Annotated in this window: 14 protein-coding genes; 9 read left to right on the top strand and 5 right to left on the bottom strand. The window is 70.5% G+C overall.

Annotated elements, in window-relative coordinates:
• Positions 1–32: 32 nt before the first annotated feature.
• Positions 33–1,526 carry a TldD/PmbA family protein gene (locus ACIBO2_RS50980; protein WP_358540630.1) on the bottom strand — a complete coding sequence of 498 codons (1,494 nt, stop codon included), beginning with the start codon at positions 1,524–1,526 and terminating at the stop codon, positions 33–35.
• A 77-nt stretch (positions 1,527–1,603) separates the two neighbouring features.
• Here ACIBO2_RS50980 and fabG point away from each other — a divergent pair, with 77 nt between their 5' ends.
• The 3 genes from fabG (at position 1,604) to ACIBO2_RS50965 (ending at position 6,189) form a co-directional block, all read left to right on the top strand.
• Positions 1,604–2,299, top strand: a complete 696-nt coding sequence (gene fabG, locus ACIBO2_RS50975; protein ID WP_358540633.1) for a 3-oxoacyl-ACP reductase FabG — start codon at positions 1,604–1,606, stop codon at positions 2,297–2,299.
• 1 nt (position 2,300) lies between these two features.
• Entirely contained in the window at positions 2,301–3,065 is a 765-nt protein-coding gene (gene fabI, locus ACIBO2_RS50970) for an enoyl-ACP reductase FabI (protein WP_358540636.1), read from the top strand.
• Positions 3,066–3,234: 169 nt separating this feature from the next.
• A complete protein-coding gene (locus ACIBO2_RS50965; RefSeq protein ID WP_397304695.1) occupies positions 3,235–6,189 on the top strand; it encodes a hypothetical protein in 2,955 nt (984 codons plus the stop codon).
• A 30-nt stretch (positions 6,190–6,219) separates the two neighbouring features.
• Here the strand turns inward: ACIBO2_RS50965 and ACIBO2_RS50960 are convergent, their stop codons facing one another.
• The gene (locus ACIBO2_RS50960; RefSeq protein ID WP_358540641.1) at positions 6,220–7,395 is read right to left on the bottom strand and encodes a pyridoxal phosphate-dependent aminotransferase; all 1,176 of its coding nucleotides are present in this window, start codon (positions 7,393–7,395) and stop codon (positions 6,220–6,222) included.
• A gap of 95 nt (positions 7,396–7,490) precedes the next feature.
• Positions 7,491–8,018 carry an Lrp/AsnC family transcriptional regulator gene (locus ACIBO2_RS50955; protein ID WP_397304726.1) on the bottom strand — a complete coding sequence of 176 codons (528 nt, stop codon included), beginning with the start codon at positions 8,016–8,018 and terminating at the stop codon, positions 7,491–7,493.
• Here ACIBO2_RS50955 and ACIBO2_RS50950 point away from each other — a divergent pair.
• Positions 7,950–8,291 (top strand): PaaI family thioesterase, encoded by a 342-nt coding sequence (locus ACIBO2_RS50950; protein WP_397304725.1) that lies wholly within the window; start codon positions 7,950–7,952, stop codon positions 8,289–8,291. The genes ACIBO2_RS50955 and ACIBO2_RS50950 overlap by 69 nt on opposite strands.
• A 93-nt stretch (positions 8,292–8,384) precedes the next feature.
• On the opposite strand, the gene ACIBO2_RS50945 is transcribed toward ACIBO2_RS50950, so the two are convergent.
• Together ACIBO2_RS50945 and ACIBO2_RS50940 are read right to left on the bottom strand one after the other, a co-directional pair.
• Positions 8,385–9,233 carry a hypothetical protein gene (locus ACIBO2_RS50945; RefSeq protein ID WP_358540643.1) on the bottom strand — a complete coding sequence of 283 codons (849 nt, stop codon included), beginning with the start codon at positions 9,231–9,233 and terminating at the stop codon, positions 8,385–8,387.
• 127 nt (positions 9,234–9,360) lie between these two features.
• Positions 9,361–10,308 (bottom strand): aldo/keto reductase, encoded by a 948-nt coding sequence (locus tag ACIBO2_RS50940; RefSeq protein ID WP_358540646.1) that lies wholly within the window; start codon positions 10,306–10,308, stop codon positions 9,361–9,363.
• Between the two features lie 64 nt (positions 10,309–10,372).
• Here ACIBO2_RS50940 and ACIBO2_RS50935 point away from each other — a divergent pair, with 64 nt between their 5' ends.
• The 5 genes from ACIBO2_RS50935 to mshC all read left to right on the top strand — a co-directional run bounded on the left by ACIBO2_RS50935 (position 10,373) and on the right by mshC (position 14,330).
• Complete coding sequence (locus ACIBO2_RS50935) at positions 10,373–11,059, top strand: MSMEG_4193 family putative phosphomutase (RefSeq protein ID WP_358204684.1); 687 nt, start codon at positions 10,373–10,375, stop codon at positions 11,057–11,059.
• Positions 11,060–11,068: 9 nt separating this feature from the next.
• Positions 11,069–11,617, top strand: a complete 549-nt coding sequence (locus ACIBO2_RS50930) for a DUF3090 domain-containing protein (RefSeq protein WP_219528509.1) — start codon at positions 11,069–11,071, stop codon at positions 11,615–11,617.
• Positions 11,614–12,381, top strand: a complete 768-nt coding sequence (locus ACIBO2_RS50925; protein WP_358540648.1) for an SCO1664 family protein — start codon at positions 11,614–11,616, stop codon at positions 12,379–12,381. Before ACIBO2_RS50930 ends, ACIBO2_RS50925 begins: the two co-directional genes overlap by 4 nt.
• Before the next feature lie 63 nt (positions 12,382–12,444).
• Positions 12,445–13,110 carry an NRDE family protein gene (locus tag ACIBO2_RS50920; RefSeq protein ID WP_358540650.1) on the top strand — a complete coding sequence of 222 codons (666 nt, stop codon included), beginning with the start codon at positions 12,445–12,447 and terminating at the stop codon, positions 13,108–13,110.
• Positions 13,107–14,330 carry a cysteine--1-D-myo-inosityl 2-amino-2-deoxy-alpha-D-glucopyranoside ligase gene (gene mshC, locus ACIBO2_RS50915; RefSeq protein WP_358540652.1) on the top strand — a complete coding sequence of 408 codons (1,224 nt, stop codon included), beginning with the start codon at positions 13,107–13,109 and terminating at the stop codon, positions 14,328–14,330. Before ACIBO2_RS50920 ends, mshC begins: the two co-directional genes overlap by 4 nt.
• Positions 14,331–14,398: the final 68 nt, after the last annotated feature.

Below are 14,398 nucleotides of genomic sequence, written 5' to 3'. Positions count from 1 at the left end.
ACCGGTATGGCCCGCCGCTGATCGCTGCTCGCTCACTTTCCACCCTCCTGCACGGTGTTGAGGATCCGTACGCCCCTGAACAGGCCGGACGGGCAGCCGTGGCTGACCGGCGCGACCTGGCCCGGCTGGCCCTTGCCGCAGTTGAAGGCGCCGCCCAGCACGTACGTCTGCGGCCCGCCGACGGCCTCCATCGACTGCCAGAAGTCCGTCGTGGTCGCCTGGTAGGCGAAGTCGCGCACCTGCCCGGCCAACCGGCCGTGCGAGATCCGGTAGGCCCGCTGCCCGGTGAACTGGAAGTTGTAGCGCTGCATGTCGATCGACCAGCTCTTGTCGCCGACGATGTAGAGGCCCCGCTCGACCCGCGAGATGAGCTCCTCGGTCGACGGCCCGCCGGGCGCGGCGGCCAGCGAGACGTTGGCCATCCGCTGGATGGGCATGTGCCCCGGCGAGTCGGCGAACGCGCACCCGTTGGACCGCCCGAACCCCTTCATCAGCGCCATCCGCCGGTCGAGCTGGTAACCGACCAGGACGCCGTCCCTGACGATGTCGAAGCTCTGCCCCTGCACGCCCTCGTCGTCGAAGCCGATCGTGGCCAGGCCGTGCGTGACGGTCCTGTCGCCGGTCACGTTCATCACCGGGGAGCCGTAGACGAGCTCGTTGAGCTGGTCGAAGGTGGCGAAGCTGGTGCCCGCGTAGGCGGCCTCGTAGCCGAGTGCCCGGTCGAGCTCGGTGGCGTGCCCGATCGACTCGTGGATGGTCAGCCACAGATTGGACGGGTCGATCACCAGGTCGTGGTCGCCCGCCTCCACCGAGGGCGCGGCCAGCTTCTCGGCCAGCAGCCCGGGCAGCTGGGCCAGCTCATCGGCCCAGTTCCAGCCGGTGCCCGTCAGGTATTCGTAGCCGCGGCCGACCGGAGGCGCGATCGTCGACATGTCGTCGAATCCGCCGTTGGCCGCCTTCATCGCGTTGAGCTTGGGATGCACGCGTACGCGCTGCTGCGTGGTGACCGTGCCCGCCGTGTCGGCGTAGAACTTCTGCTCCTTGACCTGCAGCAGCCGGGCCGAGACGTGGTCGGCGCCCTTGAGCAGCCCGGCCGACCAGTCGGCCAGCAGCGCCACCTTCTCCGCCGACGGCACCTCGAACGGGTCGACGTCGTAGGCGGAGACCCACACCACCTCGGAGTGGACCGGCTCGGGGGCCAGCTCGATGGGCTCCCGGTTGATCGGGGCGCTCACCTCGGCCACCCGGATGGCCTGCTCGGCCACCTTCGCGGCCGCCTCGGGCGTGAGATGGATGCCTGCGGCGAAACCCCAGGTGCCGCCCTTGACGACGCGGACCGCGTAGCCGAGGTCGTCGGCGTCCATGGCTCCTTCGAGCCGGGCGTCGTAGAGGCTGAGCGACTCGGCTCTCACGCGTTCCAACCGGAAGTCGGCATGCTCGGCGCCCAGGTCACGAGCGCGTTGCAGGGCGGCGTCCGCCAGCTGCCGCATCGGCAGCTCCAGGAAATCGGAATCGATCTGGCGCATGTCCACGATCCTAACCCTGCGATCTTGTATCCCCCGGACAAGTGGATACCCGCCGGTAGGAGATAGCGTCAGGTGTCATGGCACGCTCTGTACTCGTCACCGGAGGCAATCGCGGCATCGGCCTCGCGATCGCCCGTGAACTAGCCGCGACCGGCGACGCCGTCGCGGTCACCTATCGATCGGGAGAGCCGCCGGAGGGGCTGTTCGGCGTCAAGTGCGACGTGACCAGCATGTCCGACGTCGAAGCCGCCTTCGACAAGGTCGAGGCCGAGCAGGGCCCGGTCGAGGTGCTGGTCGCCAACGCCGGCGTCACCAAGGACACGCTGCTGGCGATGATGAAGGAAGAGACCTTCACCGACGTCATCGACGCCAACCTGACCGGCGCCTACCGCGTGGCCAAGCGGGCCATCAGGCCCATGATGAAGCTCAAGCGCGGCCGCGTCATCCTCGTCTCCTCCGTCGTCGCCCTGTCCGGCTCGGCGGGCCAGACCAACTACGCCGCCTCCAAGGCGGGCCTCATCGGCTTCGGCCGGTCCATGGCGCGCGAGTACGGCTCGCGCGGCATCACCGTCAACGTGGTCTCGCCCGGCTTCGTCGCCACCGACATGACGGCCGACCTCGACGTCGAGGCCATCACCAAGAACATCCCGCTCGGGCGCCAGGCGTCGCCGAGCGAGGTCGCGCGCGTCGTCCGCTTCCTGGCCAGTGACGACGCCTCTTACATCACCGGGGCCGTGATCCCGGTCGACGGCGGACTCGGAATGGGGCACTGACGTGGGAATTCTCCAAGGCAAGCGGATCCTGGTGACCGGCGTGCTCACCGACGCGTCGATCGCGTTCTCGGTGGCCAAGCTGGCCCAGGAGGAGGGCGCCACTGTGGTGCTCACCGGGTTCGGCCGGTTGAGCCTGGTCGAGCGCATCGCCAAGCGGCTGCCCGAGACGCCGCCGGTGATCGAGCTCGACGTCCAGAGCACCGAGCACCTCGACACGCTGGCCGACCGGGTCGGCGAGCACGTCGACGGTCTCGACGGCGTCGTCCACTCCATCGGCTTCGCCCCGCAGAGCGCGCTGGGCGGCAACTTCCTCAACACCACCTGGGAGGACGTCGCCACGGCCCTGCACATCTCGACCTACTCCTACAAGTCGCTGGCCGTGGCCTGCCTGCCGCTGATGAAGGAGGGCGGCGCGGTCGTCGGCCTCGACTTCGACGCGAGCAAGGCGTGGCCGGTCTACGACTGGATGGGCGTCGCCAAGGCGGGCCTGGAGTCGTGCAACCGCTATCTCGCCCGCGACCTGGCCAAGCAGAACATCCGCGTCAACCTCGTCGCCGCCGGGCCGCTGCGCACGATGGCGGCCAAGTCGATCCCGGGCTTCAAGGAGTTCGAGGACAGCTGGCCGGAGCGCGCCCCGCTGGGCTGGGACCTGTCCGACACGGTCCCCGCCGCCAAGGCGTGCGTGGCGCTGATGTCCGACTGGTTCCCCGCCACCACGGGCGAGATCGTCCACGTGGACGGCGGCGCCCACGCGATCGGCGCCTGACCTGTCCTGATGGCCTGAACGGGCTCATACGTGTTGGGCGGCGCCGCACAAGCGTCGCCCTCTTGTCGTGATCCGTACCCATGACCGATCGCCGGGACCTGGTAACCGGATGCCATCAATTACCGGTTCTCCCGCTGATTCGGCGTGCTCTGGCGGCGATGCTGGTGTGATGGGGCGCTGGCTCAAGAACCCGGCACGGCTGAAGACGCTCAGCAGGCTGAAGAATCCGTGGGTGCTGGTCGCGATGGCCAGTATCGGTGCCGGGGTACCGTCCGTGGTGGTGCCGGGGGAGTGGCCGGTGTGGGGCCGGGCGCTGATCGCGGTCGTGGTGGCCGGGTTGTCCGGCGCCAGCGGCACGTACTTCGGTGTGGCGTTGACCCGAACCGAGAACGCCGCCGCGGCAATCGAGGCGCTGCACTCGGCTCTGGACCCGCTGATCCACCACCCGCAGGGCCTGGCCGGCGGAGAGCGCAGCGTGTTCGAGCTGCTGCTGCCACAGTCGTGCCCCACCCCCTTCTGGGGGCGGCGTGGCGAGCGGGACTGGTTGTGGGCCTGGTGCCAGGAGGAGGCGGCGCCGGGCCTGCTGGTGGTGGACGGGCCGGGCGGGTGCGGCAAGACCCGGCTGGCGTTACGGGCCGCCCAGGAGGCCGCCGCGGACGGGTGGGTGGCCGGCTGGCTGCGCGAGGGCAAGGCCGCCGACCTGGTCGACGCGGCCGCGGCGGTGGCCGACTCCCGGGTACTGGTCCTGGTCGACAACGCCGACACCCGAACCGACCTGGCGAGCCTGCTGGGCGCACTGGCGCGCTACGAGGGGCGGGCCCGGCTGCGAGTGGTGTTGATCACCCGGCACGGCGTCGAACTCGGCCAGGCACTGCAATCTCACCTCCCCGAACAACACGCCCTGCTGGTGAAGAGCGCCCCGGTGATTTCGCTGCTGCCGCTGGGGGAGACCTCTGACCTGATCCGCTGGTACGGCGAGGCCGTCCGCGCGTTCGCGGCCACGCGGGCGACCCAGGTGCCCCCGGTCTCGGACACGATCGCGCCGGTCCGGGAGGGCCAGACCATGGTCGAGGTGCTGACCCAGGCGATGGTGACGGTGTTACGCCAAGCCGCGCCGACCGGCTCACCCGCGCCCCTGGACGAGGTCGCCGGGGTGCTGTTCGAGCACGAGGCACGCTGGTGGCGCGGCACCGCCGCATTGGACCGGTGGGCGGTCGGCCCGGTCACCGACGTGCTGCTGGCCCGGATCATCGCGGCCCTGGCCCTGTTCGCCCCCGCCGACGAGCCGGAGGCCATCGGAGTGCTGAGACGCGTCCCTGAATTGGCCGACGCCCCCGCCGAACGGGTCACCAACCTGGCCCGCTGGGCTCACTCCCTCTACCCGCCCGCCGCGGGGGCGGGAGTACGTCTCGGCCCGAACCTGCTGGCCGACTGGTTCATCACCACCAGCCTGACCCGTACGGAGGGCGACCGCCATTTCGCCCGCCACCTGCTGAACGACCCGACCGAGGAGCAGGCCGCCCGGATCCTGACCCTGCTGGCCCGCGCGGGCGAACATCACCCACCCGCCCGGTCGCTGTTCGAGCAACTGCTGGGCGGCGACCCGGTACGGCTGGCCCGCCACGCCATCTACGCCGCCCTCACCACCGCCACGAACCGTCGCGAGCTGGACCACACCACCGCCACCGCTCTCGCCGCCGCCGACCTCGACCCCGACACCACCACCCGGCTCCTGGAGCTCACCCCCGCCTATGCCTTGCCCCGCTGCGCCCTCACGCTGACCCGCCACCGCCTGCATGGCGCCCGCGCCACCGGCACCCCACCCGAACTCGCCGACGCCCTGACCGACCTCGCGGCCGCGCTGGAGCGGGCGGGTGAGCACCGGGAGCAGGTGCTGGTGACCCGGGAAGCGGTCGGCCTGCGACGTGGGCTGGCGGATGGCACCCCCGCCCGCCGATTCGACCTCGCCGAGGCCCTTGGCAACCTGTCGGTCGCGCTGAACGGGGCAGGTGAGCATCGCGAGCAGCTGCTGGCGGCGCAGGAAGCGATCGATCTGTGCCGTGAGCTGGTGGACGGCGACCCGGCGTATCGGCACGCCCTCGGCCGAGCCCTGGGCAACCTGTCGGTCGCGCTGCACCACGCGGGTGACCCTCGCGAGCAGCTACAGGTGGCACGGGAAGAGGTCGACCTGCGGCGCGGGCCGGCGGACGACAACCTCACCTACCGACCCGGTTTCGGCCGATCACTGATCCGGCTCGCGGTCGCGCTGCACTGGGCGGGTGAGCATCGCGAGCAGGTGCTGGTGGCTCGGGAGGCGGTCGGCGTGTGCCGTGAGCTGGCGGACGGCGATCCCGTCCACCTGCCCACCCTCGCCCACGCCCTGACCCATCTCGCGGCCGCGCTGAGCCGGGTGGGTGAGCACGGTGAGCAGCTGCTGGTGGCTCGGGAAGCGGTCGACGTATGCCGTGAGCTGGCGGACGGCAACCCCGCTCACCGATTCGACCTAGCCGAGGCCCTGATCGAATTCACGGCCGCGCTGTACCGGGTGGGTGAGCACGGTGAGCAGCTGCTGGTGGCACGGGAGACGGTCCGCCTGTGCCGTGAACTGGTGGACGGCAACTCCGCTCATCGGTCCGTTCTCCGCCGAGCCCTGGGCAACCTGTCGGTCGCGCTGCACCAGGTGGGCGAACATCGGGAGCAGGTGCTGGTGGCTCGGGAGGCGGTCGGCCTGTGCCGTCAGCTGCTGGACGGCAACCCCCTTCATCGATTCGACCTCGCAGAGTCCCTGGGCAACCTGTCGCCCGCGCTGGACCGGGTGGGTGAGCACGGTGAGCAGCTGCTGGTGGCTCGGGAGGCGGTCGGCCTGTGCCGTGAGCTGGCGGACGGCAACCCCGCCCACCGTCGTGTCCTCGGTCAAGCCCTGGGCAACCTGTCGGCCGCGCTGGACCGGGTGGGTGAGCATGACGAGCAACTGCGGGTGGTACAGGAAACGGTCGACCTGTACCGGGAACTCGCCGCCCACGACCCCGAACTGTTCCACCAGGCGTACGTCGACAACCGCGCCACCCTACGGCGGCTACGGCCTCAACAAGGCGACCAAGACGACATCACCTTCAACCTGTGAGGCGTTGCTCGCCGGTCGGGGCCGCGCGGCTCACTGAAGGGTGGACACGAACTTCCCGAGCCGCGTGAGCCCTTCGCGAAGATCGTCCGCCGGCGCCGCGTACGAGAGCCGGACGTGTGTCTCCGCCGTGTGCACGCCGAAGTCCCTCCCCGGAGTGAGGGCGACGTGCGCCTCCCGCAGCGCGCGCTCGCAGAACTGCCAGGAGGTGAGCCCGGTGTGGCCGACGCCGAAGTACACGTAGAACGCGCCGTCGGGCGGGACGGGAACCGGCAGCCCGATCCGCGCCAGCCCGTCGAGGACGAGCGCGCGCCGCTCGGCGAACTCGAAGCGGCGTGCCTCACAGACCGCCAGGGACTCGGGGGTGAAGCAGGCCAGAGCGGCGTGCTGGGCGGGCGCGGAGGCGCACAGGAAGTAGTTCTGGGCCAGGCGTTCCATCGCCGGCACGAGGATCTCCGGGACGACGCACCAGCCGAGTCGCCAGCCGGTCATGCCGAAGTACTTCGAGAAGCTGTTGATGACGATGGCGCCGGGATCGAACGACAGCACGCTCCGCGGTGGCCGGCCCCGCTCGTCGTGGTCGCTCAGGTTGAGGTAGATCTCGTCGACCAGGCGCCACGCGTCACGCTCGCGGGCGAGTTCGCAGATCGCGGCCAGTTCGCCGGCTGGAGCCGAGGTGCCCGTCGGGTTCGACGGGGTGGCGATCATGATCCCTCGGGTCCGGTCCGTCCAGTTCTCCTTCACCGATGCCGCGTCCAGTTGGAAGCGGGTCTCGGCGGTGGCGGGGATGAGCGTGACACGGGCGCCGAAGCTTTCGACGATCTGCCGGTTGCAGGGGTACGACGGGTCCGCGATCAGCACCTCGTCGCCCGTGTCGACGAGTGCCGCCGTGGCCAGCACCAAGGCGGCCGAGGCTCCCGCGGTCACGACGACCCGGGAAGGGTCGACCTCGACGCCGTGCTCGTTCCGGTAGAACCGGGCGATCGCCTGCCTCAGCTCGGGCAGCCCGAGTGCCGCCGTGTAGGGCATCGGCCTGCCGTCCATGGCCTCACGCATCGCGTCGAGTACGGCCGGGGGCGCGCCGAAGTCCGGTTCGCCGATGCTGAGCTTGATGACGTGATGCCCCTGGGACTCCAGCGCGGCGGCGTGCTTGCCGAACTCCATCGCGAAGAACGGCGCGACAGCCTGTGCGCGTCGCGAGATTCTCACCCCACGATCTACAGCGCCGGTCACGCGGTTTCGCCCTTTACTGCACTCAGAGTCATGAAAGAGAAGCTTATGCGTAGTTTGCCCGGCCGGGCGGCTCACAGAGGCAGGGGCCGGTTCTCCACGACGCTCTTCATGACGAGGGTGGAGCTGAGGCGCTGGACGCCGGGGAGGGTGGCCAGCCGGTCGTCGTAGAGCCGCTGGAAGGCGGGCAGGTCGTGGGTGATGACCCGCAGCAGATAGTTGGGGTCGCCGAAGAGCCGTTGCGCCTGCAGGACGTGCGGGACGGCGGCGACGGCCGCTTCGAAGGCGTCGACGGTGTCGCGGTCCGCGGCGCGCATGGTGACGAAGACGAGGGCCTCGAACGTCAAGCCCAGGGCGTGGGCGTCGAGATGGGCCCGGTAGCCGCTGATCGCTCCGCTGTGCTCCAAGGCGCGCAGGCGACGGTGGCAGGGCGAGACGCTGAGGCGGACGCGCTCGGCGAGCTCGGTGATGGTGAGCCGAGGCCCGCATCCGGGCCAGCTTCGAACTCCAGGGGCTGATGCGCCGGTGCCCGACTGTCGCGGATCAGTCCGGGACAGGTTCGGATCGTTCTCCCCAGCAGGCCGGAGATCACCCAGCAGCACGGGTACATCCACGCGGGCGCCACCAGTGCCATCGCCGACAGCGCGGGCGGCTACGCGGCGCTCACTCTCTTCCCGGAGACGGCGGACGTGCTGACCGTGGAGTACAAGATCAACCTTCTCGCGCCCGCCACGGGTGATCACCTCGAGGCCGAAGGGACGGTCGTCAAGGCGGGGCGGACGCTCACGGTGTGCCGGCTTGAGGTCTTCGGCGTCACCGGAGCCCAGCGGGAGCTCATCGCGACCGGCCAGCAGACGCTGATCTGCCCGCGCTGACGATCCGCCCAAGCCGGCCGAGGACCCGCCCAAGTAGGCCGAGGATCCGCCCAAGCTGTACGCGCGGACGCGGCGGACCTGTTGACCAGAGCGCTAAGCCAGGCGGTGGCGGCGGCCGTTGTTCGCTCTGGCCGGTTCGAAGGGGATCGAGTCCGGCTGCTCCGTGCGCTGGCGGCGCTGCTGGACGATGCGGGTCGCCAGGATCGCCGAGGTCAGCAGGGCGATCGTCAAGGAGGTGCCCAGGACGTCCGAGGTGGGCTTCGACGGGCGGATGATCGGCTGGTCGCGCAGGGGAGCCGTGAGGTCCTGGGCGAAGGGGTTGGGCCACAGGAGGTCGATACGCGGCTCGTCGGTGTCAGCCGTCTGGATCTTGATCGGGTTCGCGGTCGTGTCCGGCTCGCGGGGATCGGTCTCGGGCGGTGTCGGGCCGTCCGTCGGAAGAGTGGTCGTCGTCGAGTCCTTCTTCTCCCGCTTGTTCGGCTTCGCCGTGGGAGTGGGCTTGGCGGAGTCCTGGGGGGACGGGGTCTCCAGGACGTGTTCGGGGTCCTTGTGCTGCTGGGCGTCCTTATGCTCGCAGGCCAGCACCGGGAGGCAGACCTCGCTGAGAGTGTTGGGCAGCAGGTCCTGGTCCGACGGAGTCGGCTGGGGCTGCCCCGACCTGGTGGGGATCGTTGTCGGGACCGCGTCGCCCACCGTGCCGAGGAGGTCGTCGGCGGTGCCGCCGACCTTCTTCGTCACGGGTTTGAGCGTGTCGCCCGTGAGGCTGTCGACCGTGCCGGTGACCGCCTCCACGACGTCGCACAGGCCGTTCGTCACCCCGGACAGCAGCCCGTCGCCGCGTTTGCAGTCGACCGCCTCGGCCAGCGCGGGCGAGGAGACGACCGGGATCGCGGCCAGCGCCAGCGCGAGAGCTCCAGCCGAGATCGCGGTCCTGCTGCCCATCCGTCCCCTCCTGCGTCGCTTACGGGGGAAATCTTTATGGACATCGGCGGTGTGTCGCAGGCGTTTTCCGGCTAAAGTTGCGATTCGGTATCGACGCGTGACACGCGAGCATGACTCTCGTTCGCTCTCAGTCGAGCGACGACACGTCATCCAGGGCCTCACGTATCTCTCGCGGCAACACCACGTCCTCGGCGGTCAATGCGCCGGCGAGCTGAGCGTGCGTACGGGCACCGACGATAGCGGAGGACACGCCCGGCTGGTCGCGAACCCATGAGAGCGCCACCGCCAACGGCGAGACCCCGAGCCCGTCGGCCGCGGTCATCACGGATTCGACCACACGACGGCTGCGTTCGTCGAGATAAGGGCGGACAAAATCGGCGAAATGTGGCGTAGCGGCCCGCGAATCGGCTGGGATGCCCGTTCGGTACTTCCCCGTCAGAACCCCCCTGCCGAGCGGCGACCAGGCCATCACGCCCGCGCCCACGTGCTCGGCGGCGGGCAGCAGCTCGCGCTCGGGCTCGCGGGCCAGCAGGGAGTATTCGGCCTGGGCGGAGGTGATCGGGATGCGGCCCGGGATCGCCCGCTGCATGACCGCGGCGGCGGCCAGCTGCCAGCCGGCGTAGTCGCAGACGCCCGCGTAGACGGCCCGGCCCGAGGAGACGATCGCGTCGAGCGCCGCCATCGTCTCCTCCAGCGGCACCTCGGTGTCGTAGGTGTGCAGCTGCCAGAGGTCGATGTAGTCGAGTCCCAGGCGGTTGAGTGAGTCGTCGACCGCGGCGATCAGATGGCGCCTGGAGGCGTCACGCGGCCGGCGGCCCGACGGCGTCACCACCGCCTTGGTCGAGATCACCAGCTCCGAGCGCGGCACCGAGTCGCGCAGCAGCCGGCCGAGCAGCCGCTCGGCGTCGCCGCCGGTGTAGACGTCGGCCGTGTCGACCAGGGTGCCGCCCGCGCTCATGAAGGTGCGCAGCTGCGCCGCCGCGTCGTCGGCGCTGGTGTCACGCCCCCAGGTCATCGTGCCGAGCCCCAGGCGGGACACCGACAGGCCGCTCCGGCCGACATAGCGCTGCTCCATGATCCCGCCAGGTTACCGCCCGGGTGCGTCAAACGCCGTGATCCACGCCTGCGACACTTGGTCGGTGACCACCCTCCTTCTCGCCCGCCACGGGCTCACCGCACTCACCGGGCCGGTGCTGGCCGGCCGCACTCCCGGAGTGCACCTGAGCGAGGCGGGCCGGGCGCAGGCCGCGGCGCTGGCCGGGCGCATCGCGGGCGTCCGGCTCGACGCCATCGTCTCCAGCCCGCTCGAACGCTGCCAGGAGACGGCCCAGGCCGTCGCCGAGGGGCGCGGCATGGCCGTACAGACCGATGAGCGGTTCGTGGAGTGCGGTTACGGAGCGTGGACCGGGCGGCCGCTCAAGGAGCTGGCGAAGGAGCCGTTGTGGCAGGTGGTGCAGGCCCACCCCAGTGCGGTGACATTTCCGGAAGGGGAAGCCTTGACGGAAATGCAACACCGGGCCGTGGCCGCCGTACGGGAGTGGAATCAACGCCTGGGGGAGAAGGGAGTCTACCTGGCGTGCAGTCACGGAGACGTGATCAAGGCCATCGTCGCCGACGCGCTGGGGCTCCACCTGGATCACTTTCAGCGGATAACTGCAGATCCCGGAGCTCTCACCGTCATTCGCTATGCCCCCTTGCGCCCCTTTGTTCTCAGGCTTAACGATATGGGGGAATTGCAGCTTCCCGAGGATTCGGAGGAGAAAGACGGGGGAGAAAAACTCTCCGGGAGCGATGCCGCCGTCGGCGGTGGACCCGGAACCACGTAAGGTCAGGCTATGCCGGTCTTCGACTACGACCCACCAGAGAGGTTCGTGGCCGGTGCCTTGGGGCAACCGGGCGCGCGAGCCTTCTTTCTGCAGGCCAGAGCCGAGGGCAGACTGACCACGGTAGCGCTGGAGAAGCTGCAGGTGGCGGCGCTCGCGGGCAGGCTGGACGAGCTGCTCGACGAGGTGCTGCGCCGCAGCGGGGGCACCGCGCACGTGCCCGCCATGGCGCCCGCCGACCTGACGGACGACAAGCCCCTAGAGGTGCCTGTCACGGAGGACTTCAGGGTCGGCACCATGGCACTGGCCTGGGATCCCGATACTTCACAGGTGGTGATCGAAGCGCAGGAGATCATCGACGAGGAAGCCGTCGAAGCACCCGAGCCCGCCATGCTGCGGGTGCGGATCAGCGCCGGGGTCGCCCGTGCGTTCACCCAGCGGGCGCTCCAGCTCGTCGCTGCGGGCCGACCGGCCTGTCCCCTTTGCGGGCAGCCACTCGACCCCGAGGGACACGTCTGCGTCCGCCTCAACGGCTATCGCGGGGGTGAGGCGACATCATGAGCGCTCCGGAGAGCGAACCGGCTACCAGGCCGCCGTCGCACCCGTCGCCCATGGAGGACGAGGGGGCGCTCAAGCTGCTCCGCGACGGCCGCCTGGAAGTGGCGGGCCGCCTCGTCGAGGCGACCAACATGACGCTCTACTGCTCGATCACGCTCGGTGAGCGCACCGCCGCCTGCGTCTACAAGCCCGTACGCGGCGAGCGCCCGCTCTGGGACTTCCCCGACGGCACGCTGGCCGCCCGCGAGGTCGCGGCGTTCGAGGTCTCCCAGGCGACCGGCTGGCAGATCGTGCCGCCGACCGTCCTGCGGGAGGGCCCGTTCGGTCCCGGCATGTGCCAGCTGTGGATCGACACCGAGCGTGAGGTCGACCTCATGCGCCTCGTACGCAGCCGCAACCCGGTGGTGCGCCGGATGGCGGTGTTCGACGCGGTGGTCAACAACGCCGACCGCAAGGGCGGCCACCTGCTGCCACTGCCCACCGGCCACGTCTACGGGGTCGACCACGGCGTCTGCTTCTCCGCCGAGGACAAACTCCGTACCGTGCTCTGGCAGTGGCGGGGCAAGCCGCTGGCCCGCGACGCCGTGACCACGCTGACCAAGCTGGAGCGCGACATCGAGTCGGGTCAGCTCGGCCGCAGGCTGCGCGAGTTGCTCACGCTCGCCGAGGTCGAGGCGACCTGGAACCGGATCAGGAAGCTGCTCGAAACCGGCCTGCACCCCTACCCCTCCCGCGACTGGCCGGCCATCCCGTGGCCGCCCATGTAGACCGACGCGTCAACTGGCCATCCCCTGGCCGCTCATGGAAAACCGTTTACTACGCTTTGCCCTATGTGCACGGTGATCGTGAAGACGGGTCAGCCGCTGACGCTGATGGGCGTGCGAGACGAGTTCGCCGACCGGCCCTGGGAAGGGCCGGGAGAGCACTGGCCCGAACACCCCGGCGTGGTGGGCGGGCGCGACCTCAAGGCGGGCGGCACCTGGCTGGCCGTCGACCCGGCCCGGCGCCGCGCCGCCGCCCTCCTCAACGGGCACGGCCGGCCCGCGGCCGAGGCCACCAAGATCTCCCGCGGCGACCTGCCGCTCCGCGCCCTCGCGGCCAATGACCTGCCCGATGTCGACCTGACCTACTACGACCCCTTTCACCTGCTGCTCGCCGACCTGACGCGGGTGCGGCTGTTCAGCTGGGACGGGGAACGGCTCAGCGCCTCCGAGGTGCCCGACGGCACCAGCATGATCGTCAACACCGGTCTCAACCCGGAACACGAACGGGTGGCCGCCTTCCGGCCGCGCTTCGAGAGCACCGCCGACTGGCGAGAGCTCATCGCCGCCGCCCCCTCGTCCGACCCGGCGGCTCTGATCATCCGGCACGAGCTGCCCGACGGCCGCGTCTTCGCCTCGCTGTCGGTGACCCTGCTCACACTGGCGGCGGAGGGCGTGACGTACGAGTTCACGGACCTGACCGCTGATTCTGGACGGATAGGCTCAAAGGCATGAGATCGTGGTCTGCCCCCGCCATTCCCGCGCTTCCCGGTGAGAGCGTCCCACTGCGGCTCTACGACACGGCGGCCGGGCAGGTCCGGCGGAGCGACCCGGGTCCGACCGCCCGCATGTACGTCTGCGGCATCACCCCCTACGACGCCACCCACCTGGGCCACGCCAACACCTACCTGGCCTTCGACATGGTCGGCAGGGTGTGGCGCGACATGGGCCACGAGGTCCACTACACCCAGAACGCCACCGACGTCGACGACCCGCTCCTGGAGCGGGCCGAGCAGACCGGTGTCAGCTGGCAGGACCTGGCCGAGCGGGAGATCGAGCTGTTCCGCACCGACATGGAGGCGCTGCGCATCGTGCCGCCGCGCGAGTACGTCGGCGTGACCGAGGTCGTCGGCCGGGTGGCCGAGCTCATCGCCAAGCTGGCGGCCAAGGGCGTCACCTACGACCTCGACGGCGACGTCTACTTCAGCGTGGCGGACGCGCCCAAGTTCGGGCAGGTGTCCGGCTACAGCGAGGAGCTCATGGTCGAGCTGTTCGGCGAGCGCGGCGGCGACCCCGACCGGCCCGGCAAGCGCCACCCGCTCGACTGGCTGTTGTGGCGGGCCGAGCGGCCCGGCGAGCCGTCGTGGGAGACGACGCTCGGCCGCGGCCGGCCCGGCTGGCACATCGAGTGCACCGCGATCGCCCTCGACAACCTGGGCGCCGGCTACGACGTCGCGGGCGGCGGCAGCGACCTGATCTTCCCCCACCACGAGTGCGGCGCCTCCGAGGGACACGCGGCCACCGGGGAGTGGCCGTTCGCCAAGTTCTACACGCACGCCGGGATGGTGGCGCTCGACGGCGAGAAGATGTCGAAGTCCAAGGGCAACCTGGTCTTCGTCTCCAAGCTGCGGGGTCGGCACGACCCGATGGCGATCCGGCTCGTGCTGCTCGCCCACCACTACCGCGAGGACTGGGAGTACGTCCCGGCCCAGCTCGCCGCGGCCGAGGCCCGCCTCGCCAAGTGGCGCTCGGCGGCCGGGCTCGCCACCGCGCCCGATGCGGGCCGGTTGCTGGCCGAGGTACGCGAACGGCTCGCCGACGACCTCGACACCCCGGGCGCGCTGGCCGCCGTCGACGCCTGGGTCGAGCGGGCCCTGTCCGAGGGCGGCTCGGACCCGGCGGCGGCGGCCCTGGTCCGCGACCTGACCGACGCCCTGCTGGGCGTCGCACTCTAGACGATCTCTACTGGGCGACGACCTCTGCTGGGCGTCGCACGCTAGACGGACGACAGACGGACCCCGCG

The organism is Nonomuraea sp. NPDC050022 (genome assembly GCF_044460705.1).
Classification (GTDB): Bacteria; Actinomycetota; Actinomycetes; order Streptosporangiales; family Streptosporangiaceae; genus Nonomuraea.
Note: the sequence above shows the minus strand (reverse complement) of the source record. Positions and strands in the feature narration are given on the sequence as shown.